Raw genomic sequence first — 24,540 nt, 5'->3', positions numbered from 1 at the left:
CTCCAAGGTCAAGTGCCCCTAGAGGAAAATTCCATGCGCATCGGTGAACTCGCCCAGGTCTGCGCTGTGAGCCGCGACACGCTGCGGTTCTACGAAGCACGCGGGCTGATCCAATCCCAGCGCCGCGCCAATGGCTACCGCGACTACCCGCAGGACACGGTCGAACTGGTGCTGTTCATCCGTACCGCCCAGCGCCTGGGCTTCAGCCTTGGCGAGATTGGCAGCAACGTCGCGCAGCTATGGGGCGCCGCCGATCCCGACCAGGCGGTGCGCAGCCTGCTGCACGACAAACTGCTGTTGGTCGAGCAGCGTATCGCCGAACTCGATCAACTGCGCGGTGCCCTGCGCCAGCGCCTGACACTCGCCTGCCCGTTGCGTCCAGACCTGGACACAACCGCACCGGCATCGACCCATGAGGCCTTTGAATGGGTTGAAACATCTGCTTGAAGCTGACTGTCGAACGCTCATCGCTGGCAGGCTGAACCCTACGCACAGCCCTGCTAGAATGATGGCCTTTTCACATGCAGTCGGCGTGCCCTTGCCTGTCTGCTCACCTCCCCATCGACAGGCAGGGCCGATGACGCTCGATTCCCGTGTGAACCTCAGCAATTGCGATCGTGAGCCGATCCAGATCCCCGGCAGCATCCAGCCCCACGGCTGCCTGATCGCCTGCGACGCCTCGGCCAACCTTGTCCTGCGCCACTCGGTCAACACGCCGCAATTGCTCGGCTGTGCGGAGCCGATCAATGGCCAGACGCTGCACGCCCTGCTCGGCCAGGAAGTGGCCCATGACATCCGCAATGCCCTGGCCCGCACCCGCGATGCCTCGCGCCCTGCCCTGTTGTTCGCCGTGCGCCTGCCGGCAGGTGGAACCTTCGACATCACCGCCCACCTGTTCAAAGGCACCGCGATCATCGAGTTCGAACCGGCCAGCACGGGCGCGGCAGAGCCTATCGATCTGGCGCGCAGCCTGATCGCCCAACTGCGCGAGATCGACCATTCGCCCAAGCTGCTCAGCGACGCAGCGCGCTATGTGCGGGCCATGCTCGGCTATGACCGGGTGATGATCTACAAGCTGGGTGCCGACGGCGCCGGTCAGGTGGTGGCCGAGGCCAAGCGCGGCGATCTGGAAAGCTTCATGGGTCAGTACTTCCCAGGTTCGGACATCCCGCAGCAGGCCCGCGCCCTGTATTTGCTCAATCCCATCCGGCTGATCGGCGACGTGCGGTTTCAGGCCGTGCCCCTCGAACCGGTGCTCGATCCCTCTGGCGAGCCACTGGACCTGTCCCATGCACACTTGCGCAGCGTCTCGCCGATCCACTGCGAGTACCTGAGCAACATGGGGGTGGGCGCCTCGATGTCGATCTCGGTGATCGTCGACGGCGCGCTCTGGGGGCTGATCGCCTGCCATCACTATGCTCCGCGCACGCTCACCTTGGGCCAGCGCGCGGCGGCGGAAATGTTCGGCGAATTCTTCTCCCTGCACATCGAGCGCCTGCGCACTCGCCAGCAACTCGAGGCCGCCGAACAGGTGCACAGTTCGCTGGACGCACTGCTGCGCGACGCCAACCAGAGCCCGGACCTGGCCAGTTTCTTCCAGGCCCGGCTGGGCGAATTCAAGTCGCTGATCGCCTGCGACGGCATCGGCATGGCCGTGCAAGGCCGCTGGTCGGCACTGGGCCAGACACCGCCGCCTGCCGCCATCGCCGACCTGCTGCCCCTGGTGCAAAGTCTGGCCGAAGGGCGGACCTGGGCCACCCATCAACTGTCTTTGGTTCATCCGGCCGCCCAGGACTACGCCGCGCGGGTCTCGGGCGTGCTGGCCATCCCCATGTCTCAGCATCCGCGAGACTACCTGTTGCTGTTCCGTCAGGAAGTGCTGGCGACCCTGGACTGGGCGGGCGATCCGCACAAGACCTACCTCACCGGTGCCTACGGCGAGCGCCTGACACCGCGCAAGAGCTTCGCCCTGTGGAAGGAAACCGTGCACCAGCAGTCCATGCCCTGGACCGAGCAGGATCGCCAGTTCGGCGAAGCGATTCGTGCTGCCATCGTCGAGGTGGCACTGCACAACAGTGAACTGCTGGCCAACGAGCGCTCCAAAGCCGAAGTGCGTCAGCGCATGCTCAATGAAGAGCTCAATCATCGGGTGAAGAACATTCTCTCGCTGATCGGCGCACTGGTGGCGCACCCCAGCTCGGAGAGCCAGACGCTGCGCGACTACGTTGGCAAGCTCAAGGGACGCATCCAGGCACTGTCGCTGGCCCACGACCAGGTGGTGCGCGGCGACGGCGGCGGACGGCTGTCGACGCTGCTGGAGGCTGAGCTGTCGCCGTACTGTTCCGGTGCCGAGGCCATCGTCTTGAGCGGGCCTTCCGTGGTACTCGACGCGCGGGCCTATTCGGTCATGGCGCTGGTGTTGCACGAGTTGGCGACCAATGCCGCGAAGTACGGTGCGCTGTCACGGTCCGGCGGCAGGCTGCACGTGGAGTGGACGATCGATGCCGGCAACGCCTGCGAGATCGTCTGGCGCGAGAGCGATGGCCCGACCGTGCGCGCCCCCACCCGTGGCGGCTTTGGCTCGGTACTGATCGACCGCAGCATTCCGTTCGACCTGGGCGGGACCAGTCAGGTCGAGTATCTGCCCGAGGGGCTGCGTGGCGTGTTTCGCATCCCGGCCCGTCACATCAACGTCGTCGATGCGACTGACAGCGCCCCCGCGCAGACCGAGGGCCTGCTGCCGGAAACCGGCCTGGAGCACCTGGGGCCGCTGAGCGTGCTGATCGTCGAGGACCAACTGGTGATCGCCGTCGGCCTGGAGCAGATCTTTGCCGATGCGCAGCTCGACGACGTGCGCACTGCCGGCTCTGAACAGGAGGCCTTGCGCCTGATCGAGGCGCGCGCGCCCGACATCGCGGTGCTGGACGTGAATCTGGGCAGCGGCAACTCCATGGCCATCGCCGATGAGCTGACCCGGCGCGCCATTCCGTTTCTGTTCGCCACCGGCTATGGCGACACGCTGAGCATCCCGGCGCATCTGCGTGAGGTGACCGTCGTGCGCAAGCCCTACGACCCCGCGTCGATCCTGTCCAACCTCAGGCGCCTGCTGGAGCCTTCCTGACCCCAGGCTCAGGCCGCCGACGACTCACCCAGTAATACACCAGAAGCGATTCAAACATTCCGTCAGCTTTTTATTCTCTACAGCCCCTCCGGGGCCACCAGCCGATAGCCGACGCCGGCCTCGGTGATCAGGAAGCGGGGGGCGGTGGGGTCGTCGCCGAGCTTCTGGCGCAGATGACCGACCACGATGCGCAGGTAATGGGTGTCCTGCACATGGGTCGGGCCCCAGATGTCCTTGAGCAGTTGCTGCTGGGTGATGACCCGCCCCGGGTGCGCCGCCAACTGGGCCAGCAGCGCGTACTCCTTGCGCGTCAGCGCGACCTCGACGCCGTCCAGGCTGACCTTGCGGTAGGCGAAATCGACCAGCAGCGCACCGAACTGCGCGCTGCTGCTTTGCGCCACCTCGGCCTGGGGGCTGTGCCGCAGCAGTGCCCGCACGCGAGCAAGAAACTCCTGGATGCCGAACGGCTTGGTCACGTAGTCGTTGGCGCCGCCATCGAGGGCATCGACCTTCTGTACCTCGCTGGCGCGCACCGACAGCACCATTACCGGCACCGTGCTCCATTCGCGCAGTTCGCGCAGCACCTGTTGGCCGTCCATGTCCGGCAGGCCGAGGTCGAGCACCACCAGGTCAGGCTTGTTCAGTGCCGCCTGGGCCAACCCCTCGCTGCCGCTGGCCGCTTCCAGCACTGTGTAGCCCTGGGAGGCCAGGCTGATGCGCAGGAACTTGCGGATCTGCGGCTCGTCGTCGATGACCAGAAGGGTGGCGGGCTGGCTCATGGGGCGTCACTGTCGCTGTCGGGTTGAGGGGGCAGCGGCAAGCATAGTGTGATGCAGGTGCCCTGGCCATCGATGCCCTCGCCCACCCGGATGCTGCCGCCATGGGCGCCGATCATGCCCTGGCAGATGGCAAGCCCCAGCCCCGTGCCCTGCCCGCCCCGGTCGCCGCGCGCGGCGGTGTAGAACATGTCGAAGACCTTGCTGCGTTCGGCTGGCGGGATGCCCGGCCCCTGGTCGGCGACAGCCAGGCACAACTGCGCGTCCTCGACCCTGAGTCGCAGTTCCAGGCGCCCGCCGACCGGCGAGAAGCGCGCGGCATTCTCCAGCACGTTGACCAACGCCTGCTCGATCAGCGCGGCGTGCACGAACAGCAGCGGCAGTTCGGCGGGCACGTCGGTGTGCACCTGCAAAGGCGCCAGCACCGCGTGCAAGCGTGCCAGCGCGCTGCCGACGATATCGCCGGGCGCCACCCAATCGCGGGCGAGCTTGAGGCTGCCGTGGCCCAGGCGGGTCATGTCGAGCAGGTTCTGAATATAGCGGTCCAGGCGTTCAGCCTCGTTACGCGTCCCTTCGAGCAGCTCGCGGCGGTCGTCGAGCGGGATCGCCTCGCCCAGCGCCAGCAGGCTGTCGATACTGCCGCGCATGGCGGTCAGCGGGGTGCGCAAATCGTGGGACACCGAGGCGAGCAAGGCGCTGCGCAATTGCTCGGTCTCGCCTTGCAGACGCGCCGCCTCCAGTTGCTCGCCCAGCCGTGCACGGGCCAAGGCCTGGGCCAGGGGCTCGGCAAGGGCCGTGAGTACACGCCGGCGCTGGGCACTCAGGGTCTCGCCGCCGCTGGCGCGCACCCCGAGCAAGGCCAGCGGCGCCTCGTCCACCGCCAGTGGCCACCACCACCAGCGGCCATTGGGCAGGGTATCGCTGCCCTGCCCGGCTGCCTGGCCGTGTTGCCAGGCCCAGTCGGCGGCCGCGCGCTCGTTGTCGCTGAAGGTCTGGGGAGCGCCGCTGGCCACCTGCAGAAGGCCGTCAGCATCGCGCTCGAGCACACACACGTCGATTCCCTGGGAGCCGCCCAGGTGCTGGCCCGCCGCGTTGAACACCGCCTGGCGATCGGTGGCCACGGTCAGCCGGCGCGACAGGTCGAGCAGTTGCCGGGTCTCGGCTTGAGTATCGCGCAGCGCTTGCAACTGACGGCGCTGGCGGGCCGCCAGGTTGCCGGTCAGGGCGGCCATGAGCAGGAAGAACACCAAGGTCAGCACGTCTTCTTCGCGCTGGATGCTCAGGGAAAAGCTCGGCGGGATGAACAGGAAGTCATAGCTCAGGAACGACAGCGCCGCGCAGGCCAGCGCCGGGCCCAGGCTGCTGCGCACCGCCACCAGCAGCACGGCGGCGAGAAACACCAGCGAGATGTTCGGCAGCGCCAGCACGCTCGACACACCCCAGGCCAGCGCCGACGCCAGACCGGTGGCCAGCAGCGCCAGCAAGTAATGCCGCCAGTGCCAGATCCGTTTGACCGCGGCGCGCGTCGGCGGCGGCAGATCGTCGCGGTCAAGCACGTTGATCTCCAGGCCCCGGCTGTCACGCAATAGCCGCGCCGCCACGCCGGCACCGAACACACGGCGGCGCAAGCGATCCTGGGACTGACCGACCAGCACCAGGCTGGCCCGGCGCTCCAGCGCATGCTGGACCAAAGTGCGCGCCACCTCGCCGGCACGCAGCACCACCACTTCGCCGCCCAGGCGTTCGGCCAGTTGCTGCGCCGCTTGCAGGCGCTGGCGCGCGCCCTCGTCCGGCAGCCGGCCATTGTCCACGTGCACCGCGCTCCACGGCAGGTGACGCCGCTGCGCCACGCGGCTGGCGTGACGCACCAGGCGTTCGGCCTGAGCGTCGCCATCGATCCCCACCAGCAGGCGCCCGCGCAACGCCGGCGCCTGCTCGCCCCGTTGTCGGTAGCCGTGGGCGAGGTCGGCATCGACCTGGGCGGCAGCGGTCTGCATGGCCAACTCGCGCAAGGCGGTGAGGTTGGTCTGGGAAAAGAAGGCATCGATGGCGGCGCGCGCCTGCTCGGGCACATAGACCTTGCCCTCGCGCAGACGCTCGAGCAGTTCCCGCGGCGGCAGGTCGATGAGCACCAGTTCGAAGGCTTCCTGCAGCACCCAGTCCGGCACGGTTTCACGCACCTGCACGCCGGTGATGTCGCGCACCTTGTCGTTGAGACTTTCCAGATGCTGGACATTGACCGTGGTGTAGACGTCGATGCCGGCGGCGAGCAGTTCCTGCACGTCCTGCCAGCGCTTGGCGTGCCGGCTGCCGGGGGCATTGCTGTGCGCCAGTTCGTCGACCAGCGCCAAGGACGGTGCAGCCTGCAACAGGGCGTCGAGGTCCATTTTTTCGAGGGTGACGCCACGGTACTCGCTGCGCAGCAAGGGCTGCTGAGGCAGGCCACCGAGCAGCGCCTCGGTCTCGCTGCGGCCATGGGTTTCGACCACCGCCGCCAGTACCCTGACGCCCTGGCGCTGCTGGGCGTGAGCGGCCTGGAGCATGGCGTAGGTCTTGCCGACACCGGGCGCTGCGCCGAGGAACACCTTGAGGCGGCCGCGACCTGCCCGGGGCAGGCCTGCCAGCAGGGCATCGGCGCGGGTGGAATTGCTCATCAGGGATCCTTATACGAAGCGGTCGATTCGAACGGGCCTGCTGCGCAGGTCATCGCGGTCTTTACTTGGCGGGCACCGAGCCTTCCAGCGCCTGGTTCAAGGCCAGCACATTGACCACGGGTGGACCGACCAATGGCCGCAGAGTGGCCTCATCCACCAAGGCTTGCAAGCGCTCGACGGGCATGTTGCGCGCCGCCGCCACCCGCGGCACTTGATACGCGATCGCCTCGGGCGGCAGTTGCGGATCCAGGCCGCTGCCAGAGGTGGTCAGCAAGGCCTGGGGCACCGGTCCCAGTGCCGGTTGGTACAGGGCATCGGCCTCGGTTGTGACCCGCTCGGCCAACGCCGGGTTGCTCGGCGCCAGGTTGCTGGCGCTGCTCGACACGGTGGCGAAGGCGCCCGCCGAGGGCCGCGAATGGAACCAGCCATCGCCCTCGAAGGCCTGGGCGATCAGCGCCGAGCCCCGGACCTGGCCGTGGGCGTCGCGCACCAGGCTACCGTTGGCCTGTTCGGGGAAGGCCACCTGGGCGATGCCGGTCACCGCCAGCGGATACAGCACGCCGGTGACCAAGGTCATCAGCAGGACCAGGCTCAGGGCTGGACGCAGATAGGTATTCATGGGGTTTCTCCTTCAAACCAGATGCAGGGCAGTCAGCAGCATGTCGATGAGCTTGATCCCGGCGAACGGCACCAGGATGCCGCCCACGCCGTAGATCAGCAGGTTGCGCCTCAGCAGTTGCGCCGCACTGGCGGCCTGGACACGCACCCCGCGCAGGGCCAGGGGGATGAGCACGACGATGATCAGCGCGTTGAACACGATGGCCGAAAGGATCGCGCTCTGCGGGCTGGTCAGGCCCATGAGGTTGAGCGCCCCGAGCTGCGGGTAGATCGAGGCGAACAGTGCCGGCAGGATGGCGAAATACTTGGCCACGTCGTTGGCGATTGAGAACGTGGTCAAGGCGCCACGGGTGACCAACAGTTCCTTGCCAACCTGGACCACATCCAGCAGTTTTGTCGGGTCACTGTCCAGGTCGACCATGTTGGCCGCTTCGCGCGCCGCCTGGGTGCCGTCGTTCATGGCCATGCCGACGTCTGCCTGGGCCAGGGCGGGGGCGTCGTTGGCGCCGTCACCGCACATGGCCACCAGACGACCGTCATGCTGCTCCTGGCGAATACGCGCCAGTTTCTTTTCCGGGGTGGCTTCGGCGAGCACGTCGTCGACGCCGGCCTCGGCAGCGATGGCCGCCGCAGTGAGTGGGTTGTCGCCGGTCACCATGACGGTGCGGATACCCAGCTTGCGCAGCTCGGCGAAACGCTCGCGGATACCGGGCTTGACCACGTCCTTGAGGTGGATCACGCCGAGCAGGCGTTTGTCCAGGCACACCAGCAGCGGCGTGCCTCCGCTCTGGGCGATGCGCTCCACCTCGCGGGCCAGCGGTGCCGGCATTTCCAGGCGCTGCAAGCCGACGAAGGCCAGCACTGCATCCACCGCACCCTTGCGGTAATGGCGCTGCTCGAAATCGATGCCTGACAGCCGCGTTTCGGCGCTGAAGGCAATGGCGTCGTACTGCGCTGCTGGCGGCTCGACGAAGTCGTGCAACTGGCGCAGGTACTCGACGATCGATTTGCCCTCGGCCGTGTCGTCGGCCAGCGACGCCAGCAAGGCGCCCTGCCCCAGCTCCTTCGCGGTGACGCCCGGCGCGGCGTGCAGGGCGCTGCAGCGACGGTTGCCGAAGGTGATGGTGCCGGTCTTGTCGAGCATCAGCGTGTGAACGTCACCGGCGGCCTCCACCGCGCGCCCGGAGCGGGCGATGACGTTCAGGCGTACCAGACGGTCCATGCCGGCGATGCCGATGGCCGACAACAAACCGCCGATGGTGGTGGGAATCAGGGTGACCAGCAAGGCCGCGAGGAAGATCAACGGCAGGCTGCCGCCGCTGAAGCGGGCGAACGGCTGCAGGGTGACCACCACGATCAGGAAGATCAGGGTCAGGCCGATCAGCAGGATGTCCAAGGCAATCTCGTTGGGTGTCTTCTGCCGCTTGGCGCCTTCGACCAGCGCGATCATCCGGTCCAGGGTGGATTCTCCGGGGTTGCTGCTGATGCGGATCAGCAGCCAGTCGGAGACCACACGGGTGTTGCCGGTCACCGCCGAGCGGTCGCCACCCGACTCACGGATCACGGGCGCCGATTCGCCAGTGATGGCCGCCTCGTTCACCGCTGCGATGCCTTCGAGCACCTCGCCGTCGCCGGGAATCAGCTCGCCGGCGACCACGCGCACCACATCGTCCTTACGCAGATCGCCAGCCGCGACGATTTCGAAGCGGCCATCGGCCAGCCGGCGCTGGGCGGACAAGCCCTGACTGCCCGCCTTGAGGCTGTCGGCACGCGCCTTGCCACGGCCCTCGGCGAGGGCCTCGGCGAAATTGGCGAACAGCACGGTGAACCACAGCCAGACGGTGATCTGCACTGCAACGCCGGTGCTCACGCCATTGTTCGGCAACAGGCACAGCACGGTGGTGAGCAGCGCGGTCAGGGCCACCACCAGCATGACCGGCGAGCGCCGCAGTTGGCGTGGGTCGAGCTTGACGAACGCCTGCACCAGGGCCGGTCGCCAGAGCGCGGCGAAACGGGTCTGGTCGGCAGCGCGGGCAGCGTTCATTTCAGGTAACGGCATATTCATGTGTGGGTCCTCAGAAGCCCAGGCTCAACTGTTCGGCGATCGGCCCCAGGGCCAGGGTCGGCAGGAAGGTCAGGCCACCGACCAGGACGATGGTCATCAGCAGCAGGCCGGCGAACAGCGGTCCGTGGGTGGGGAAGCTGTTCTGGCCCTGCGGTGCGGGCGTCTTGGCCGCCAGGCTGCCGGCCAGGGCCAGGATCGGCAGGATGTAGCCGAAGCGGCCGATGAGCATGGCCAGGCCGATCATCAGGTTGTGGAACACGGTGTTGGCGCCGAAGCCGCCAAAGGCCGAGCCATTGTTGGCAGTGGCCGAGGTGTAGGCGTACAGCAGTTGGCTGAAGCCGTGCGGCCCCGGGTTACTGACCGCCGCGGCAGGCCCCGGCAGGCTGGCGGCGATGGCGCCGAGCACCAATACCCCGAGCGGCATCACCAGCAGGGTCGCCACCAGCAGTTGCACTTCGCGGGCCTGTAGCTTCTTGCCCAGGTACTCAGGGGTGCGGCCAATCATCAGGCCGGCCAGGAACACGGCGATCAGTACGAACAGCAGCATGCCGTAGAGACCCGCGCCGACGCCGCCGAAGATCACCTCGCCGACCATCATGTTGACCATCGCGACCATGCCGGTCAGCGGGTTGAGGCTGTCGTGCATGGCGTTGACCGAGCCGTTGGAGGCGGCGGTGGTGGTCACCGTCCACAGCACCGTGCCGGTGGTGCCGAAGCGGCTTTCCTTGCCTTCCAGCGGCGCACTCTGTTGCACCTGCGCGCTGTCCAGGGTCGGGTTGGGCTGATGCTCGGCCCATAGCCCCACGGCGCCACCGACGAGGAACAGGGTGAGCATGCACGCCAGGATCGCCCGGCTCTGGCGCAGGTCCTTCACGTAATGGCCAAAGGTGAACACCAGCGCCACCGGGATCAGGATGATCGCCGCCACCTCGAACAGGTTGCTCCAGGCCGTGGGGTTCTCGAACGGGTGCGCGGAGTTGACGCCGAAGAAGCCGCCGCCGTTGGTACCCAGTTGCTTGATCGCGATCTGGCTGGCCGCCGGGCCCAACGGGATCGTCTGGTCGGCACCTTGCAGGGTCACGGCGTGGGCATAGTCGGCAAAGGTCTGCGGCACGCCCTGCCACACCAGCAGCAGCGCCAGGAGCACGCACAGCGGCAGCAGGCCGTAGAGGGTAGCGCGGGTCATGTCGACCCAGAAGTTGCCCAGTTGGTGAGTGCTACGGCGCGCGATGCCACGGCACAGGGCGACCAACACTGCCAGCCCCGTGGCAGCGCTGACGAAGTTCTGCACGGTCAGGCCGATCATCTGGCTCAGGTAGCTGACCGAGGCCTCGCCGCTGTAGGCCTGCCAATTGGTGTTGGTCATGAAGCTGACGGCGGTATTGAACGCCAGCGACCATTCCTGGCCAGGCAGGTGCTGCGGGTTGAGCGGCAGCGAACCCTGCAGCAGCAGGACGGCGAACAACAACAGGAAACCGATCAGGTTGAACGTCAACAAGGCCAGGCTGTACTGCTTCCAGTTGTGCTCCTGGTCGGCGCGTACGCCGGCAAGCCGGTAGCCGCCGCGCTCCAGTGGCCCGAGCACCGGCGACAACCAGGTGCGCTGTCCCTCCATCACCTTGTAGTAGAAGCGCCCGAGCCAGGGTGCTGGCAACAGCACCAGGGCGAAAAACGCCAGCAGCAATGCGAAGTCGTAACTGTGCATGGCCGCTCCTCAACTGCGATCGGCGCGCAACAGCGCAACCAGCAGGTACACGGATAACGCCATTGCCAGCAGCAGTGACAGGCCGTCGAGCATGTTCATCGATGAATCTCCCCATGATGCGGCGTTGACCGCTATGGGGAAATTGTCGAAGGCATCGGCGTAAAGGGACGAGATCGAGCCTTGGCTCAGGGCATAAAGAATGCGTAAAGATCAGGCCCTGCATGGGCAGGGCCTGTGTGGCCGGTTACGGCTGCGGGGTGGGCGGCACGGCGTTGCGGCTCCAGTCCAGCAACAGGCTGTAGCCCACCGCCAGCAACGTGGGGCCGATGAACAAGCCGATGAAGCCGAAGGCGATCAGCCCGCCGAACACGCCGAGCAGCACGATCACCAGCGGCAAGTCGCCGCCACGGCTGATGAGGTAGGGCTTGAGCACGTTGTCCACGCCACTGATGACGAAGGTGCCCCAGATACCAAGGAACACCGCCATCCCGTACTCGCCCTTCCACACCAGCCAGGCGGTGGCGGGAATCCAGGCCAGCGGCGGCCCCATGGGGATCAGGCTGAGCATGAACGTCACCAGGCCCAGCACGATCGCCCCGGGTATTCCGGCAATGAGGAAGCCGATGAGCGCCAGAAGTGCCTGCGCGGCCGCAGTGCCGATCACGCCGTTGACCACCCGCTGCACGGTGCCGGCCACCAGCAGGATGTAGTAGTCGGCGCGTTCGCCCACCAACCGCTGCAGCAGACGCAGCACGAATGCCGCCAGGCGCGGGCCGTCGCGGTAGAAGAAGAACACGAACACCAGGCTCAGGGTGAGCTCCAGCACGCCGCCGCCGATCTGCGCACTGCGCGCCAGCAACCAGTTGCCGACCTGACCGAAGTACGGCTTGGCCGACGCCAGCAACGCCGCGCCCTGCTGGTCCAGGGACTGCCACCAGGCGACCAGGCGCTCACCGACGAAGGGAATGCCAGCCACCCAGTCGGGCGCATCCGGCAGGCCGTCGACCTGGATGTCACGGACGAACAAGGTGGCATCGCGCACATGATCGGCCAGGTTGAAACCCAGCCACACCAGCGGCAAGGCCACCAGCAGAATCCATATGCTCGTGAGGATGCTCGCCGCCAGGGTTTCACGGCCACCCAGCCAGCGGGTGAGCAGGCGCATCAGCGGCCAACTGGCGAAGGCCAGGATCGCGCCCCACAGCAGCGCCGAGATGAACGGCGCCATTACCCACAATGCGGCGCCCAGGAGCGCCAGCAGGAGGATCTGTACCAACAGACGGTCAGTGTTGGCCATGGGGGTTCTCGTTCAACGAATCAGTTCCAGATGCACACCCTCGGTGGGGGCGCTGCCCACCTCCAGACGCGCGTTGCGCACGCCGGCCTTGACCAGTTGCTCGCGCCAGGCCTCGGCCTGTTCGCCGCTGAGGCTGGCGCGCAGGGTACTGTCCAGATTGAGGCTTCGAGCCAGCAATGACACCCAGGCCGGGCGCGGCGCGGCCAGATCGGGGTAGTCGAGCTTGCCGGTGTCGCGCATTTCGCGCAGTACGGTGGCCGGGGTCGGCAGCACCTCGCCCAACGGGCTGTCGGCGACGAATTCCTCGACATGCAGATAGGCACGGCGGTTGCCACGGGTCACGCTGTACAGGGCGACCAGGGTATCGGCCTGCTCGGCCGAGCGGCGCAGCAGGATGAACGCCTGCTGCTCGTCGCCACCGTTGAGACGGGCACTGCCAAATACGTCGTTGGCCCAGATGCTGGCCTCACCGCAGTCGCGGCCCTGGCACCAGAACAGCGGATAACCACCCTCGCGCTGCAGGGCTTCGCGAGCGCTGGTGAAGGCCTCCCGTGCAGTGCGCTCCACAGGCAGTTCATAGGTGACCGAACTGACCTGACCGCGACTTTCCACCTTGCCCTCCACGCGCAACCGGCCGCTGATCTTGCGCACCGGTCCCATGGGGTAGACCCGTTCCTGTTCCACGGCAGGCCGCTGGTCGACCACCCTGGCGTCGGTCGGCACTGGCAGGCTGCCAGCCCAGAGCATGGGGCTGGCGAGGGTGAGGCAGACGGCGATGGCGCCGCGCAGAATCGACGGCGCGCTCATCGGCCGTCCTTGCGGCGAAGGCCGCTGTGAAGTGCCTGGATGTCTGGCATGTGCATGGTTGTCTCCCTGTTCAACCCGCCAAGCCTCGGCACTTGTCCGATGCAAGTCAAGCAAAGCCAAAGAAGCGATTGAAACAGTCTGCAACAAGGCTTGCGCCGTGTTCATCGTTCAGGTGCAGATGGTGTCCGCCGGGCAACACCACCTGCTCGAAGGGTAGCTGCTCCAGCAGCGTCGTGTGCCGAGCCAGCAAGCCTTGCTCGGCGACCACCAGGCAACTCGGACACTGGATTCGCTTGGCGAACGCCATGGCCTGGGCCTCGCTCAGGCGCACCGGCGAGGGCAGCGTCAGACGGCTGTCGCTGCGCCAGCTGTAGCCGCCAGGCACCGGCATCAGCCCCCGCTCGGCCAGCAGCTCGGCCGCTTCGCAACTGACCGCCACCATGCCTTTCATGCGCGCCTGAACGCCCTGCTCCAGGGTCGGATACACAGACTTGCGCTTGCCATCCGAACGCAGTTGCGCCTGCAACGCCAACCCTAAGCGCTCGGCGGCCTCCTGCTCGCCAGCGGTCGGCGGGATCACGCCGTCGATCAGTGCCAGATGACTGACGCGCTCCGGCAGTGCACCCGCGAGCTGGACGCTGATGACCGCCCCCAGCGAATGGCCAAGCAAGCCAAACCGCACCCAGCCCATCTGCTCGGCGACGCGCAGGACATCGTGTACATAGTCGGCCAGGTGATAACTCGCGCCCACTGGCCGGTGCTGGGAATAGCCATGCCCGGCCAGGTCGAGCGCGACGATGCGCAGCCCCAGCAGGCGTGGTGCGAGACGGGCGAAGCTGTTGGCGTTGTCGAGCCAGCCGTGCAGGGCGATGACTGGCAGGCCATCGACAGGACCGAAAACATGCGCGGCCAACTCGATATGGCCCAGGTTGAGGCGGATTTCCTCGACACGTGCGCTCATGCCCAGCTCCCGTGTTCAACCTGGCCGGGGATATCGAGCAGCCGCTGCACTGCTGGGCCGCCTACCATTAAAGCGGCGAGTGGTTTGCCACTGGCGCGTGAAGAAACAGCGTGGGTGCGAGCGAAGAACAGGAACTGGGACATGGACGCCGGATCCAAAGCAGATTTCGGCCATTGTCGACAAGCTGCCAACGCATCACAACATTCGGATAGGTCATCGCCAAGGGCGATCAGGTCAGGTGCCGCCGTGCAGACGGCCCAGGGCGCGCTGCAGACAGGCCTTGATGTAGGTCAGTTGGCTGTCGAGCGCTTCGCAGGCCCGCTGCAGGTCGGCTGGACTCAACTCGGCCCGCGCCAGCGCCAGGCAACTGGTCTGCACCCCACTTGATACTTGCATGCACGACGCCTGAAGTCTTTGCAGCTCCTGTGCGGCGTGCCTGGAAGCCGCCGAGACTTGGCCGCTTTCGAGCTTGCCCAGCACATGGTAAAGACGCGCCTCGGCGGCTTCGCGCAGCAGGCTGTGCTCGGCAAAATCCAATGCCACCCCGGCATCGAGCTTGCCAATCGTCGGCTGTAGATCCAGAGACCGCATCAACTCCCGTTGCAGACCACTCATAGACGAAACTCCCTGATATCAGCCATGACTGTCACAGACGCTAGCAAGCGAACCTCGCGGCTCACAACTGACAGAAATGCCAGTTGCCACAAGCGGGTCAATCCGGGTGGTCGAGTGCCTGCAAGGTCATCAGACCCGCGAGCGGCCAGTCACCCTCCAACTGCGCCAGGGAAGCCGTACTCATCGGCGCAGGGGACTGCGCATGACCCTGTTCCAGCAGGCTCACCAAGCTACCCACCAAGGGTTGGTGACTGACCAGCAACACCTGTTCCAACCCCAACCGCTCGATTTCGCCGATGACCTGCGCCGCATCGCTTTCAGGTGTCAGCCAAGGCACGGTGCGCACTGGCTCGGTGAAACCGAGGGTGTCGTGCACCAGCGCGGCGGTCTGCTGGGCCCGTACGTAGGGGCTGGCAATGATCGCTTGCAGGGGCTGTCCCAACAGGCGCGCAGCACTGCGCAACACCTGCTCGCGACCATGGGCGGTGAGCCTGCGTTCGGCATCGGTGTTGGCCCGCGGCTCGGCCTCGCCGTGGCGCAGGATCCACAGCTTCACAGCTTCGGCTCTTCGTCACGCACCGGATGCGGCGCCGGGGGCACCGCATGCGGGGCTTCGCCCTCAGGCGCGCGCGGTGCCGGCCAGTCGGCGAAAGGCCAAGGTTTCTGTTCGGTGTGGAAGCTGCCGAAGCGACCGATTTGCGCCAGGAACTGGCTGAGACTGTCGCCGAAGTTCATCAGGCTGGCGCTGGGTGCGCCGTAGACCAGGCGATAGATCAGTTGCACCAACACCAGGCCGCCGAGCAGCAGTTCGGCCAGTTGCCAGACCACCAGAAAAACCAGCATCCACACAATCCGCAGGATGATCGACTCGCGCTGGGCGTGTTCGGGGGTATCGTTCATGTCTCGCTCCTTGCTCGTGCGGCTCAGTTGAAACCGCTGGTGGAAATGAAATCGACGTCGGTCTTGGGTTCGGCGCGCATCAGGTGCTCGATCACCTGGGCCAGGGTGCGTCCCTCGAACAGGATCGCGTGCAGCCCGGCAACCAGCGGCATGTACACCTGCACCTGCTGGGCCTTGGCCTTGAGCACCTTGAGCGTGTTGACCCCCTCGGCCACTTCGCCCAGGCGGCTGACCGCTTCCTCCAGGCTCAGCCCCTGCCCCAGGGCATAGCCGACCTGATAATTGCGGCTCTTGGGTGACGAGCAGGTGACGATAAGGTCGCCAACCCCCGCCAGACCGAGGAAGGTCATGGGATTGGCGCCCTGACTGACGGCAAAGCGCGTCATCTCGGCCAGTGCGCGGGTGATGAGCATGCTCTTGGTGTTCTCGCCCATGTCCAGGGCCACCGCCATGCCAGCGATGATCGCGTAGACGTTCTTCAGCGCGCCGCCGAGCTCGACGCCGAAGCGGTCGGCGCTGGCGTAGACGCGGAAGGTGCGCCCGTGCAGCACGGCCTGGACCTGCTCGCAGAGCGCTTCGTCCTCGCTGGCGACCACGGTGGCGGTCAGCGCATGTTCGGCGATTTCACGCGCCAGGTTCGGACCGGACAGCACACCGATTCGCGCCTGGGGCGCGATCTCTTCGATGATCTGGCTCATCAGCTTGAACGTCTGCGGCTCGATGCCCTTGGTCAGGCTGATCAGGCCCTTGCCGCTAACCGTCTCGGCATGCGGCGCCAGCACGCTGCGCAAGGCACTGGACGGCAGCGCGACGAAAATCAGTTCGCTACCCTGCAGCGTGGCCAGCAGGTCGTTGACCGGCTCGACCCGCTCATGCAGGCGGACACCTTTGAGGTACCGTGGATTCTCGCGGTTGACGCGCATGGCCTCGGCCTGTTCCGGATCGCGCATCCATTGACGCACCGGGTTGCCATTCTCCGCCAGCAGATTCGCCACGGCGGTGCCGAAGCTTCCACCTCCCAGCACTGCAACAGGTCGCTGTTCAGTCATATTCAATCCGTCAAAGCCAATAAGTTGAGGGCGACGGCGCATTATAAGGGCAAGCTGCACGCTTCAAGCGACACACCGCAAGAAAAGGCCGTGCCCTTCTCACACGCCGCTCGGCGCTTATAGCTTGCCTCTCGACGGCTCGGTTACCATGCGCGGCTCATGTCTGACACAAGGCCGTCACGTGTTCCCTGGCACGCCCCCTGCCCGCCGCTTGCTGTTGCTCACTGCCCTGCTGGGCGGCCCGGCCATGGCCGACGATCTGTTCATCGACACCGACCTGCCGCAGGTTCTGACCGCCACGCGGCTCAAACAATCCCCGGCGGCGGTGCCCGGCAGCATGACCGTGCTCGACAGCGCGCTGATCCACGCCAGCGGCGCGCGTGACGTGCCCGAACTGCTGCGCCTGGTACCGGGGATGATGATCGGCTACGGCGCCGGCAACCAGCCGACCGTCAACTATCACGGCAGCAACGTCAACGATGCCCGGCGCATGCAAGTGCTGATCGATGGCCGTTCGGTATACCGGGCGGGCCTGGCCACGGTGGACTGGAGCGACATTCCCCTGGCCATCGAAGACATCGAGCGCATCGAAGTGTTTCGTGGCCCCAATACCGTCAGCTACGGCGCCAACGCGCTGATGGCGGTGGTCAACATCCTCACCCGACGCCCTGCCGACAGCCATGGCACGCGCCTGAAGATCACCCGCGGCCAGGACGGCATCGATGACTTCTATGCCAGCCAAGGCCTGGGCTGGGACGGCGGCGACCTGCGCCTGTCGATGTCCGGCCTGCAGGACGATGGCTTCGACAAGAACCAGTACGGTCAGGATTACCGCGACAGCCGGCGCCTGACCCGCTTCAACCTCAGCGTCAGTCACAGCCTGGCCCCGGATCAGACGCTGGACTGGCAACTGGCGGCCAAGGAAGGCAGCAACCAACGGCCGTATACCTACAAACCGGTGTTCCCCTTCGTCACCGGGCGCGGCGACAACGCCGACCTGGACGCCAAGGACTACGCCGGCTCGCTGCGCTGGAGCATCGACTTCAACCCCGAGCACAGCCTTTATGCGCAGGGCTCGGCGCAGCAGTTCGACCGTCAGCAGGTCTGGCGTGCCTGCGACGCGACATTGGCCTTCAGCCCCGAACTGACCCGCCTGTGGCAGCTCGACCCGAATTACGCCGAACGCGTGGCACGCAACGCCAACAACCCGCCGAACAGCCGCGATCCGGTTCTGCAGGGCCTGCGCAACCAGATCAAGAGCCAATGGGACAACGGGGGCAGCCGGGAAGTGTGCGGCGACGTCGACCAGAGCACCCGCGAAACCCGTTATGACCTGGAAATTCAGGACACCCTGAGCCTGACCGACAGCCTGCGCCTGCTCAGCGGCCTCAACTACCGTTATGATCGCGCCGACTCGCAGACCTACTTCAACGGCCGGCTCGACGACCGCACCTGGCGCCTGTTTGGCCAGCTCGAATGGCGCGCTGACGAGCACTGGATCCTGCAAGGCGGCGCGATGTTCGAAAACAGCCAGCTCTCCGGCACGTCCCTGACCCCGCGCGTGGCGGTGAACTACCTGATCACTCCGCGTCAGGGGCTGCGCGCGGTGTACTCCGAGGCCGTGCGCTCGCCGGACATGTTCGAGAACAACGTCAACTGGAGCTACACGGTCCGAAACCTCACGCCCAACGTGCTCGGCCTGCGCGACGGTGAGTACTTCGTCAAGACCCGCGGTCCCGGCAACCTCGACCAGGAGCGCATGCGCTCGCGCGAACTGGGCTACAACGGTTCCTTTTCCGACCTTGACCTGAACCTGGACGTGAAGCTGTTCTACGACGAGATCACCGGGATGATCAGCGAGCCGTTGAAGAACAATCAGTACATTGCCAGCAATGCCAACAGGGCACGCTTCAGTGGCAGCGAAACTCAGCTGGACTGGCGCCTGAGCCCACGTGACCGCCTGCGCATGAGCTATGCCTACGTCGATGCCTGGGCGAGCAACCCCGACGACCGCCGCCTCAGCGCACACAACAGCGGTTCTGTGGGCTGGTTGCGCGACTGGGGGTCGGGTTGGTCGAGCGCGCTGTTCTACTACGGGGACGATGCCCTCAATCAATACCGCTACGAGCGTGTCGATCTGCGGGTGGCCAAGCGCATGCGGATTCATGGCAGTTCGGTCGAGTTGGCTGCACTGTGGCAGCAACGCTTGGACGACCAGCCCACGACCGTGGAGCAGAACCGCTATGACAGCCGCCATCGCCTGAGCGTCAGTGCGGAGTTGGAGTTCTGATGCTGCGCCTGCTACGGATGCTGGCGCTGTGTCTGTGGCCCATGGGCACGCTGTGCGCCCATGAAATCCTGCTGGTCGGTGGCGATGACACCGCCGGGGTGAGCAGCTTCGTCAGCGCGCTGCAAGCCAGACGCCCCCTCGACCAGGTGCGCTTCCAGACTGTCACGCAGTTGCCCTCGCCCGGCCGACTCGATGTCCAGACGCGCCTGATCCTGCTGGATGAGGCCGCACTCGACTGGCGCCTGCGCGAGCCATCCGGCCCCCTCTCGCTGGCGCTGCGGATCAGCCGGGTTCAGGCGCAACTGCGCCTGGGAAAGTCGCGCCCCGAGTACCTCAGCCTGCTGTGGAGCGATCCGCCGCTGGCACGGCAACTGCGCCTGACGCGCTATCTGCTGCCGCAGGCACGACGTATCGGCGTGCTGTATGGACCTGACAGCCGCTTTCTCATCGACGAGTTGCATCAGGCAGCCAGTCACATGGGCCTGGAGATCGTCGCCCAGGACTGGGCCGATCTGCGCGACAGCCGTCCCCTGCAGCACGTGCTGGGCAACAGCGACGTGCTGCTGGGCATCGACGATCCGCAGTTGTTCAATGCCAAGACCGTCAAGAACCTCTTGCTCAGCAGTTATGGGCGGCAGATGGCGTTGATCGGTCCCAACGCTGGCTTCGTCCGCGCCGGCGCCCTGGCCAGCACCTACAGCGACCAGGATGACTGGCTGGCGGTGCTCGACCGCTTGCTCGACCAGCCGCCCACGCGCTGGCCGCGCAGCCTCTATCCCGATCACTTCCGGGTCAGCGGCAATCAGCAGGTGGCCCGCGCCCTTGGACTGGAGCGCATAGAGCCGAACGCAGCCGAGCTGGTCCTGGCCGAAGGAGAGTCGACACCATGAGCAAGCGCCTGAGCTGGGACATTCATGCCCGCACCCAGATCATCAGCCTGGGGCCGGCGCTGCTGCTCACCTTGTTGCTGATCGGTTTCTTCACCTTCGTACGTTTGCAGGACCTGCGCCAGGAGCTGGACCACACGGGCCAACTGATTGCCAACCAACTGGCACCCGCCTGCGAATACGGGGTGATCTCGGGCAACAATGAAGTGCTGGAAAGCCTGATGCGCGCAACGTTGAGCATCCCGCACGTGCGTTTTCTGGAGGTGCAGGACAGCCGCAACCACATCCTGGTGTACGTCGAGCAGTCCGGGGAAAGTGCCAATCGCGCCCAGCGAGTGGAAGTCTTCCAGGCCCCGATCCGCCTCCAACAGATCCGCCTGGACAACGACTTCCTGCAGCAGGGCAAGACTCCGCCGAGCATCGGCGACGACTATCTCGGTCGAGTGATCGTCGGCATGTCCGACGACGCGTTCAGCGAGCGCCAGCAGGAAATCGTGATCAAGGCCGGCATTCTTGCCCTGTTCGCGCTGGCGTTCACCTTCCTCCTGGCGCGGCGCCTGGCCAGGAGCCTGTCGATGCCGATCAGCGACATGGGCCATGCCGTGAAGGCTATCCAGCAGGGCCAGTTCAACGCGCCGTTGCCGGTGGTCGATGACAGCGAGCTCGGTCATCTGGCGCGGCACATCAACAACCTGGCCAACGCCCTGGATCAGGCCAGCCGCGAACAACAGCAAACCATCACCGAGCTGATCCAGGCGCGCGAGGAAGCCGAGCGGGCCAACCGCGCCAAATCCGAGTTCCTGGCGATGATGAGCCATGAACTGCGCACGCCGATGAACGGGGTGCTGGGCATGTTGCAACTGCTGGAGACCACTCGGTTGACTCGCGAGCAGGCCGAATACACGGCCGTGGCCAGCGAGTCCACCGGCCACCTGCTGAAGGTGATCAACGACATCCTCGACTTCTCGCGCATCGAACGCGCCAGCCTGGAACTGGAACACATCGATTTCAATCTCGGCGAGCTGATCTCAAGTAGCGTGCAGTCGTTCCAGCACAGCGCCCAGCAGCGCAACCTGCAGTTACGCCTGCAACTGGCTACTGGCTTGGAACGTCTGCACGTGACAGGTGACCCGACACGCATCCGACAGATTCTGCTGAACCTGGTGGGCAACGCGCTGAAGTTCACCGAGTACGGCGAGGTGCAGGTCGACGCCCGCTGGCGCATGCTCGATCATCAGTTGTTGAGGCTGACCTGCACGGTCCGTGACACCGGCATCGGCATCGACAGCGAGCGGCTGGAGACGATGTTCGAGGCGTTCCAGCAGGCCGATAGTTCTATTTCAAGACGTTACGGCGGTACTGGCCTGGGCCTGTCGATTGCGCGCACCCTGGCCGAACGCATGGGCGGCACGCTACGGGGTGAGAGCAGCCTAGGCAGCGGCTCGACCTTCACCTTGGAGATTCCGCTGGTACGCTCTAAACAGCGTGCTGCGCAGCTACTGGAAAGCGAACACAGGGCCACTGCGCTCAGTGATGGCCAACCGATCCTGTTGGTAGAGGACAACCCGGTCAACCAGAGCGTCATCGAAGCCATGCTGCGCAGCCTGGGCTTCGAGGTGGACCTGGCGACGGACGGCGAGCAGGCCGTGACGCTGGCAACCGAAAAAAGCTACGCCGCCATCTTGATGGATTGTCGCTTGCCGCATATGGACGGCTACCAAGCCACCCGCTGCATTCGTCTGCATCAGGCTGACGTGCCGATCATCGCCTTGACCGCCAACGCGCTGCCGAGTGATCGCGAGCATTGCCTGGAGGCTGGAATGAACGATTACCTGAGCAAACCGTTCAAACGCGCCGACTTGCTGCGCACGCTGCAACGCTGGCGGCCGGACCGCACAGCGGCGACTGGCGATAAATGATAAAGTGCGGCAGTCTTAAAGACTGGACAGAGCCTGCAAGGGCCCGGAAAATAAACTTTCAGTGCACACCTGTACTTCTTTTGCCAGGTGCGCTGTGACTTTCACCCCAACGCAATAGTCTACCTGTAGGCTGCCGCCCTGGTATCTGTAGGATTTCAGGCTGGCCAGGAAGATTCATCCCCTGCCACAGGGGGTTATTGAGGAGCTCGCATGACCAAACAACACGCCTTTACTCGGGAAGACCTGCTGCGCTGCAGTCGCGGTGAGCTGTTCGGCCCAGGTAATGCGCAACTGCCCGCCCCGAACATGCTGATGGTCGATCGCATCACTCATATCAGCGAAGAAGGCGGCAAGTACGGCAAAGGTGAATTGGTCGCTGAGCTGGATATCACCCCGGACCTGTGGTTCTTCGCCTGCCATTTCGAAGGCGACCCGGTGATGCCAGGTTGCCTGGGCCTCGATGCCATGTGGCAGCTGGTCGGTTTCTTCCTCGGCTGGCAAGGCCTGCCGGGCCGCGGCCGCGCCCTGGGCTCGGGCGAAGTGAAGTTCTTTGGCCAGGTACTGCCGACGGCCAAGAAAGTCACCTACAACATTCAGATCAAGCGCGTCCTCAAAGGCAAGCTGAACATGGCCATCGCCGATGGCTCGGTCAGCGTCGACGGTCGCGAGATCTACACCGCCGAAGGCCTGCGGGTCGGCGTGTTCACCTCCACTGACAATTTCTAAGGGTTATTCGCATGCGCCGCGTCGTTATCACTGGTCTGGGCATCGTTTCGTGCCTGGGCAATGACAAAGCTACCGTCACCGAAAACCTGCGCAACAGCCGTCCGGGTATCCGTTACAACCCGGAATACAAGGAAATGGGACTGCGTAGCCAGGTTTCCGGCTCCATCGACCTGAATCTGGAAGAGCTGATCGACCGCAAGGTCTATCGCTTCGTCGGCCACGCCGCTGCCTATGCCTACCTGGCGATGCAGGACGCGATCAAGGACGCCGGCCTGACTGAAGAACAAGTGTCCAGCCCGCGTACTGGCCTGGTAGCCGGCTCCGGTGGCGCTTCGACCCTCAACCAGATGGAAGCGCTGGACACCCTGCGCGAAAAAGGCGTGAAACGCGTAGGCCCCTACCGCGTTACCCGCACCATGGGCAGCACCGTTTCGGCGTGCCTGGCCACCCCGTTCAAGATCAAGGGTATCAACTACTCGATCTCTTCGGCCTGCGCCACCTCTGCACACTGCATCGGCACCGCGCTGGAGCAGATCCAGTGGGGCAAGCAGGACATCGTCTTCGCCGGTGGCGGCGAAGAAGAGCATTGGAGCCAGTCGTTCCTGTTCGACGCCATGGGCGCACTGTCGACCAAGCGCAACGAAACGCCCGAGCAGGCTTCGCGCGCCTACGATGCCGACCGTGATGGCTTCGTCATCGCCGGCGGCGGCGGCATGGTGGTGGTCGAGGAGCTGGAACATGCCCTGGCCCGTGGCGCCAAGATCTATGCCGAGATCGTCGGTTACGGTGCTACTTCCGACGGCTACGACATGGTCGCGCCAAGCGGTGAAGGCGCCATCCGCTGCATGCAGCAGGCGCTGTCGACCGTCGATACACCGATCGACTACCTCAATACCCACGGCACCTCCACCCCGGTCGGCGACGTTGCCGAAATGAAGGGCGTGCGTGAAGTGTTCGGCGCCAAGGCACCGAAGATCAGCTCGACCAAGAGCCTGTCCGGTCACTCGCTGGGCGCAGCGGGTGTGCACGAGGCGATCTACTGCCTGCTGATGATGGAAAACAACTTCATCGCCGGCTCGGCCAACATCGACGAGCTGGACCCAGAGGTTGCCGATCTGCCAGTGCTGCGCAAGACTGAAGAGAACGCCAAGATCGATACGGTCATGAGCAACAGCTTCGGTTTCGGCGGCACCAATGCCACCCTGGTGCTCAAGCGCTGGACCGGCAAGTAAGACCGTCGCTACACCTGAAACGCCCCGACCTGGTCGGGGCGTTTTGCTTTCAGGAGATGCCGATCAACCGCGCAGACGCCGCAAACGACGCCGCTGGCGTGCGCACGTGTAGGCCAGGATCAGCACCACCGCCCCCAGCACCACCGCCAGACCAACCAACACTTGGCCATAGCGCGCCATCAGCGCCTGGAAGCCACTGACCTCACGCATGACCTGGAGGGTCGCCGGCCCATCGGCATGCACGATGCTGATGCCCCCTTGGGTGATCTGCGAGAAGTCCGCATCGAAGTACACCCATACGCGACATACGCCACCGGGCTCGATTGCAGGGATCTGAATAATGTTGGTGGCATTTTCGGGAATGCTGTCATCACCGGCATCATCGCGGACCTGCACCAAGCCCTTGGCCGGCAGACGGATCAACACCTTCTGTACAGGCTTGTCGCTGGTATTGCGCAAGGTGACGAACAGCCCAGTACGGTGATCGACCAACCCTGCCTCGAAGGGTTTGGCGAACAGTTGCATGTAGGGCGCTTGAGCCTGGCTGACCAGCGCCTCGACCTGGTCGCGATTCAGTGCGCCTTTAGCCACTGCTTCGACGCCGGCGAACAGTCGCTCGTACTTGAGCTGCTCTCGGGCCTGGCCGATGCGTTCGTTGAACTGACTGGGATAGGTCAGTGCCTCGTAGGCGACATAGGCTTTCAACCCACCCTCATCCTTGAACGAAACGTACAACGCGGCGACAGCGCCCGCCGCGACCAACAGACCCGCGAGGGCCTTTCCGACTTTTTCCCAACTCACCTTGGCGGTTCCTTGTAGCGCGGCACGCGCAGTTGAAGACCGGGGCCAAGCGTGCCAAGTAACGGCTGCCGAGGCAAGCGCTCAGCACGTGCCCACGCCGCTTTAAGTGCAAGCACC

General features: G+C 65.3%; 21 protein-coding genes. 7 read left to right on the top strand and 14 right to left on the bottom strand.

Features of this window, described 5'->3' with window-relative positions; all coding sequences use genetic code 11:
• Positions 1-33 precede the first annotated feature (33 nt).
• Entirely contained in the window at positions 34-447 is a 414-nt protein-coding gene (locus Q7C30_RS19490) for a MerR family transcriptional regulator (protein WP_029612093.1), read from the top strand.
• 130 nt (positions 448-577) lie between these two features.
• Complete coding sequence (locus Q7C30_RS19485) at positions 578-3,121, top strand: HWE histidine kinase domain-containing protein (protein WP_317872443.1); 2,544 nt, start codon at positions 578-580, stop codon at positions 3,119-3,121.
• Between the two features lie 77 nt (positions 3,122-3,198).
• Here Q7C30_RS19485 and Q7C30_RS19480 read toward each other — a convergent pair whose 3' ends face one another.
• From Q7C30_RS19480 to Q7C30_RS19420, 13 genes are all read right to left on the bottom strand, one after another.
• Entirely contained in the window at positions 3,199-3,900 is a 702-nt protein-coding gene (locus tag Q7C30_RS19480) for a response regulator (protein ID WP_029612092.1), read from the bottom strand.
• On the bottom strand, positions 3,897-6,551 hold the full coding sequence (locus Q7C30_RS19475; RefSeq protein ID WP_317872442.1) for a sensor histidine kinase KdpD: 2,655 nt from the start codon (positions 6,549-6,551) through the stop codon (positions 3,897-3,899). The genes Q7C30_RS19480 and Q7C30_RS19475 overlap by 4 nt, the downstream gene beginning before the upstream one ends.
• Positions 6,552-6,612: 61 nt before the next feature.
• Positions 6,613-7,170, bottom strand: a complete 558-nt coding sequence (gene kdpC / locus Q7C30_RS19470) for a potassium-transporting ATPase subunit KdpC (RefSeq protein ID WP_039578595.1) — start codon at positions 7,168-7,170, stop codon at positions 6,613-6,615.
• Positions 7,171-7,182: 12 nt separating this feature from the next.
• Complete coding sequence (gene kdpB / locus Q7C30_RS19465; RefSeq protein ID WP_317872441.1) at positions 7,183-9,234, bottom strand: potassium-transporting ATPase subunit KdpB; 2,052 nt, start codon at positions 9,232-9,234, stop codon at positions 7,183-7,185.
• 10 nt (positions 9,235-9,244) lie between these two features.
• On the bottom strand, positions 9,245-10,939 hold the full coding sequence (kdpA, locus tag Q7C30_RS19460) for a potassium-transporting ATPase subunit KdpA (RefSeq protein ID WP_116888536.1): 1,695 nt from the start codon (positions 10,937-10,939) through the stop codon (positions 9,245-9,247).
• Positions 10,940-10,948: 9 nt separating this feature from the next.
• Positions 10,949-11,038: a K(+)-transporting ATPase subunit F gene (gene kdpF, locus Q7C30_RS19455; protein WP_037027358.1), complete on the bottom strand. Its 90-nt coding sequence runs from the start codon at positions 11,036-11,038 to the stop codon at positions 10,949-10,951.
• 145 nt (positions 11,039-11,183) lie between these two features.
• Entirely contained in the window at positions 11,184-12,236 is a 1,053-nt protein-coding gene (locus tag Q7C30_RS19450; RefSeq protein WP_039578605.1) for an AI-2E family transporter, read from the bottom strand.
• A 12-nt stretch (positions 12,237-12,248) separates the two neighbouring features.
• The gene (locus Q7C30_RS19445) at positions 12,249-13,043 is read right to left on the bottom strand and encodes a DUF4892 domain-containing protein (RefSeq protein WP_317872440.1); all 795 of its coding nucleotides are present in this window, start codon (positions 13,041-13,043) and stop codon (positions 12,249-12,251) included.
• Between the two features lie 106 nt (positions 13,044-13,149).
• On the bottom strand, positions 13,150-14,004 hold the full coding sequence (locus Q7C30_RS19440; protein WP_317872439.1) for an alpha/beta fold hydrolase: 855 nt from the start codon (positions 14,002-14,004) through the stop codon (positions 13,150-13,152).
• A gap of 234 nt (positions 14,005-14,238) precedes the next feature.
• Complete coding sequence (locus Q7C30_RS19435) at positions 14,239-14,619, bottom strand: hypothetical protein (protein ID WP_029612082.1); 381 nt, start codon at positions 14,617-14,619, stop codon at positions 14,239-14,241.
• A gap of 97 nt (positions 14,620-14,716) precedes the next feature.
• On the bottom strand, positions 14,717-15,175 hold the full coding sequence (sixA, locus tag Q7C30_RS19430; protein ID WP_295483064.1) for a phosphohistidine phosphatase SixA: 459 nt from the start codon (positions 15,173-15,175) through the stop codon (positions 14,717-14,719).
• Positions 15,172-15,519 (bottom strand): DUF4389 domain-containing protein, encoded by a 348-nt coding sequence (locus Q7C30_RS19425; protein ID WP_029612081.1) that lies wholly within the window; start codon positions 15,517-15,519, stop codon positions 15,172-15,174. The genes sixA and Q7C30_RS19425 overlap by 4 nt, the downstream gene beginning before the upstream one ends.
• Before the next feature lie 23 nt (positions 15,520-15,542).
• The gene (locus Q7C30_RS19420; RefSeq protein ID WP_317872438.1) at positions 15,543-16,568 is read right to left on the bottom strand and encodes an NAD(P)H-dependent glycerol-3-phosphate dehydrogenase; all 1,026 of its coding nucleotides are present in this window, start codon (positions 16,566-16,568) and stop codon (positions 15,543-15,545) included.
• Positions 16,569-16,716: 148 nt separating this feature from the next.
• Here Q7C30_RS19420 and Q7C30_RS19415 point away from each other — a divergent pair, with 148 nt between their 5' ends.
• The 5 genes from Q7C30_RS19415 (at position 16,717) to fabB (ending at position 23,622) form a co-directional block, all read left to right on the top strand.
• Positions 16,717-18,858 carry a TonB-dependent receptor gene (locus tag Q7C30_RS19415; RefSeq protein WP_317872437.1) on the top strand — a complete coding sequence of 714 codons (2,142 nt, stop codon included), beginning with the start codon at positions 16,717-16,719 and terminating at the stop codon, positions 18,856-18,858.
• On the top strand, positions 18,858-19,748 hold the full coding sequence (locus Q7C30_RS19410) for an ABC transporter substrate-binding protein (RefSeq protein WP_295483081.1): 891 nt from the start codon (positions 18,858-18,860) through the stop codon (positions 19,746-19,748). Before Q7C30_RS19415 ends, Q7C30_RS19410 begins: the two co-directional genes overlap by 1 nt.
• Positions 19,745-21,664 carry a response regulator gene (locus Q7C30_RS19405; RefSeq protein WP_317872436.1) on the top strand — a complete coding sequence of 640 codons (1,920 nt, stop codon included), beginning with the start codon at positions 19,745-19,747 and terminating at the stop codon, positions 21,662-21,664. Before Q7C30_RS19410 ends, Q7C30_RS19405 begins: the two co-directional genes overlap by 4 nt.
• A 210-nt stretch (positions 21,665-21,874) precedes the next feature.
• Positions 21,875-22,390: a 3-hydroxyacyl-[acyl-carrier-protein] dehydratase FabA gene (fabA, locus tag Q7C30_RS19400; protein WP_029612079.1), complete on the top strand. Its 516-nt coding sequence runs from the start codon at positions 21,875-21,877 to the stop codon at positions 22,388-22,390.
• Positions 22,391-22,401: 11 nt separating this feature from the next.
• Positions 22,402-23,622 carry a beta-ketoacyl-ACP synthase I gene (gene fabB, locus Q7C30_RS19395; protein WP_039578624.1) on the top strand — a complete coding sequence of 407 codons (1,221 nt, stop codon included), beginning with the start codon at positions 22,402-22,404 and terminating at the stop codon, positions 23,620-23,622.
• 63 nt (positions 23,623-23,685) lie between these two features.
• Here the strand turns inward: fabB and Q7C30_RS19390 are convergent, their stop codons facing one another.
• Positions 23,686-24,423 carry a hypothetical protein gene (locus tag Q7C30_RS19390; protein ID WP_295483089.1) on the bottom strand — a complete coding sequence of 246 codons (738 nt, stop codon included), beginning with the start codon at positions 24,421-24,423 and terminating at the stop codon, positions 23,686-23,688.
• Between the last annotated feature and the right edge of the window lie 117 nt (positions 24,424-24,540).

It is taken from the genome of Pseudomonas sp. RAC1, from assembly GCF_030658255.1.
GTDB lineage: Bacteria > Pseudomonadota > Gammaproteobacteria > Pseudomonadales > Pseudomonadaceae > Aquipseudomonas > Aquipseudomonas boreofloridensis.
This window is presented reverse-complemented; position numbering and strand designations above follow the sequence as displayed.

What these genes read in the sequence shown, in the direction of transcription:
- Q7C30_RS19485 (WP_317872443.1), top strand. Translation starts at nt 578, where the DNA reads ATGACGCTCGATTCCCGTGTGAACCTCAGCAATTGCGATCGTGAGCCG.
- kdpA (WP_116888536.1), bottom strand. Translation starts at nt 10,939, where the DNA reads ATGCACAGTTACGACTTCGCATTGCTGCTGGCGTTTTTCGCCCTGGTG.
- Q7C30_RS19405 (WP_317872436.1), top strand. Translation starts at nt 19,745, where the DNA reads ATGAGCAAGCGCCTGAGCTGGGACATTCATGCCCGCACCCAGATCATC.
- Q7C30_RS19415 (WP_317872437.1), top strand. Translation starts at nt 16,717, where the DNA reads ATGCGCGGCTCATGTCTGACACAAGGCCGTCACGTGTTCCCTGGCACG.
- Q7C30_RS19410 (WP_295483081.1), top strand. Translation starts at nt 18,858, where the DNA reads ATGCTGCGCCTGCTACGGATGCTGGCGCTGTGTCTGTGGCCCATGGGC.
- fabA (WP_029612079.1), top strand. Translation starts at nt 21,875, where the DNA reads ATGACCAAACAACACGCCTTTACTCGGGAAGACCTGCTGCGCTGCAGT.
- Q7C30_RS19440 (WP_317872439.1), bottom strand. Translation starts at nt 14,004, where the DNA reads ATGAGCGCACGTGTCGAGGAAATCCGCCTCAACCTGGGCCATATCGAG.
- Q7C30_RS19480 (WP_029612092.1), bottom strand. Translation starts at nt 3,900, where the DNA reads ATGAGCCAGCCCGCCACCCTTCTGGTCATCGACGACGAGCCGCAGATC.
- Q7C30_RS19490 (WP_029612093.1), top strand. Translation starts at nt 34, where the DNA reads ATGCGCATCGGTGAACTCGCCCAGGTCTGCGCTGTGAGCCGCGACACG.
- fabB (WP_039578624.1), top strand. Translation starts at nt 22,402, where the DNA reads ATGCGCCGCGTCGTTATCACTGGTCTGGGCATCGTTTCGTGCCTGGGC.
- Q7C30_RS19475 (WP_317872442.1), bottom strand. Translation starts at nt 6,551, where the DNA reads ATGAGCAATTCCACCCGCGCCGATGCCCTGCTGGCAGGCCTGCCCCGG.
- kdpC (WP_039578595.1), bottom strand. Translation starts at nt 7,170, where the DNA reads ATGAATACCTATCTGCGTCCAGCCCTGAGCCTGGTCCTGCTGATGACC.
- Q7C30_RS19425 (WP_029612081.1), bottom strand. Translation starts at nt 15,519, where the DNA reads ATGAACGATACCCCCGAACACGCCCAGCGCGAGTCGATCATCCTGCGG.
- kdpF (WP_037027358.1), bottom strand. Translation starts at nt 11,038, where the DNA reads ATGAACATGCTCGACGGCCTGTCACTGCTGCTGGCAATGGCGTTATCC.
- Q7C30_RS19420 (WP_317872438.1), bottom strand. Translation starts at nt 16,568, where the DNA reads ATGACTGAACAGCGACCTGTTGCAGTGCTGGGAGGTGGAAGCTTCGGC.
- kdpB (WP_317872441.1), bottom strand. Translation starts at nt 9,234, where the DNA reads ATGAATATGCCGTTACCTGAAATGAACGCTGCCCGCGCTGCCGACCAG.
- Q7C30_RS19435 (WP_029612082.1), bottom strand. Translation starts at nt 14,619, where the DNA reads ATGAGTGGTCTGCAACGGGAGTTGATGCGGTCTCTGGATCTACAGCCG.
- Q7C30_RS19450 (WP_039578605.1), bottom strand. Translation starts at nt 12,236, where the DNA reads ATGGCCAACACTGACCGTCTGTTGGTACAGATCCTCCTGCTGGCGCTC.
- Q7C30_RS19445 (WP_317872440.1), bottom strand. Translation starts at nt 13,043, where the DNA reads ATGAGCGCGCCGTCGATTCTGCGCGGCGCCATCGCCGTCTGCCTCACC.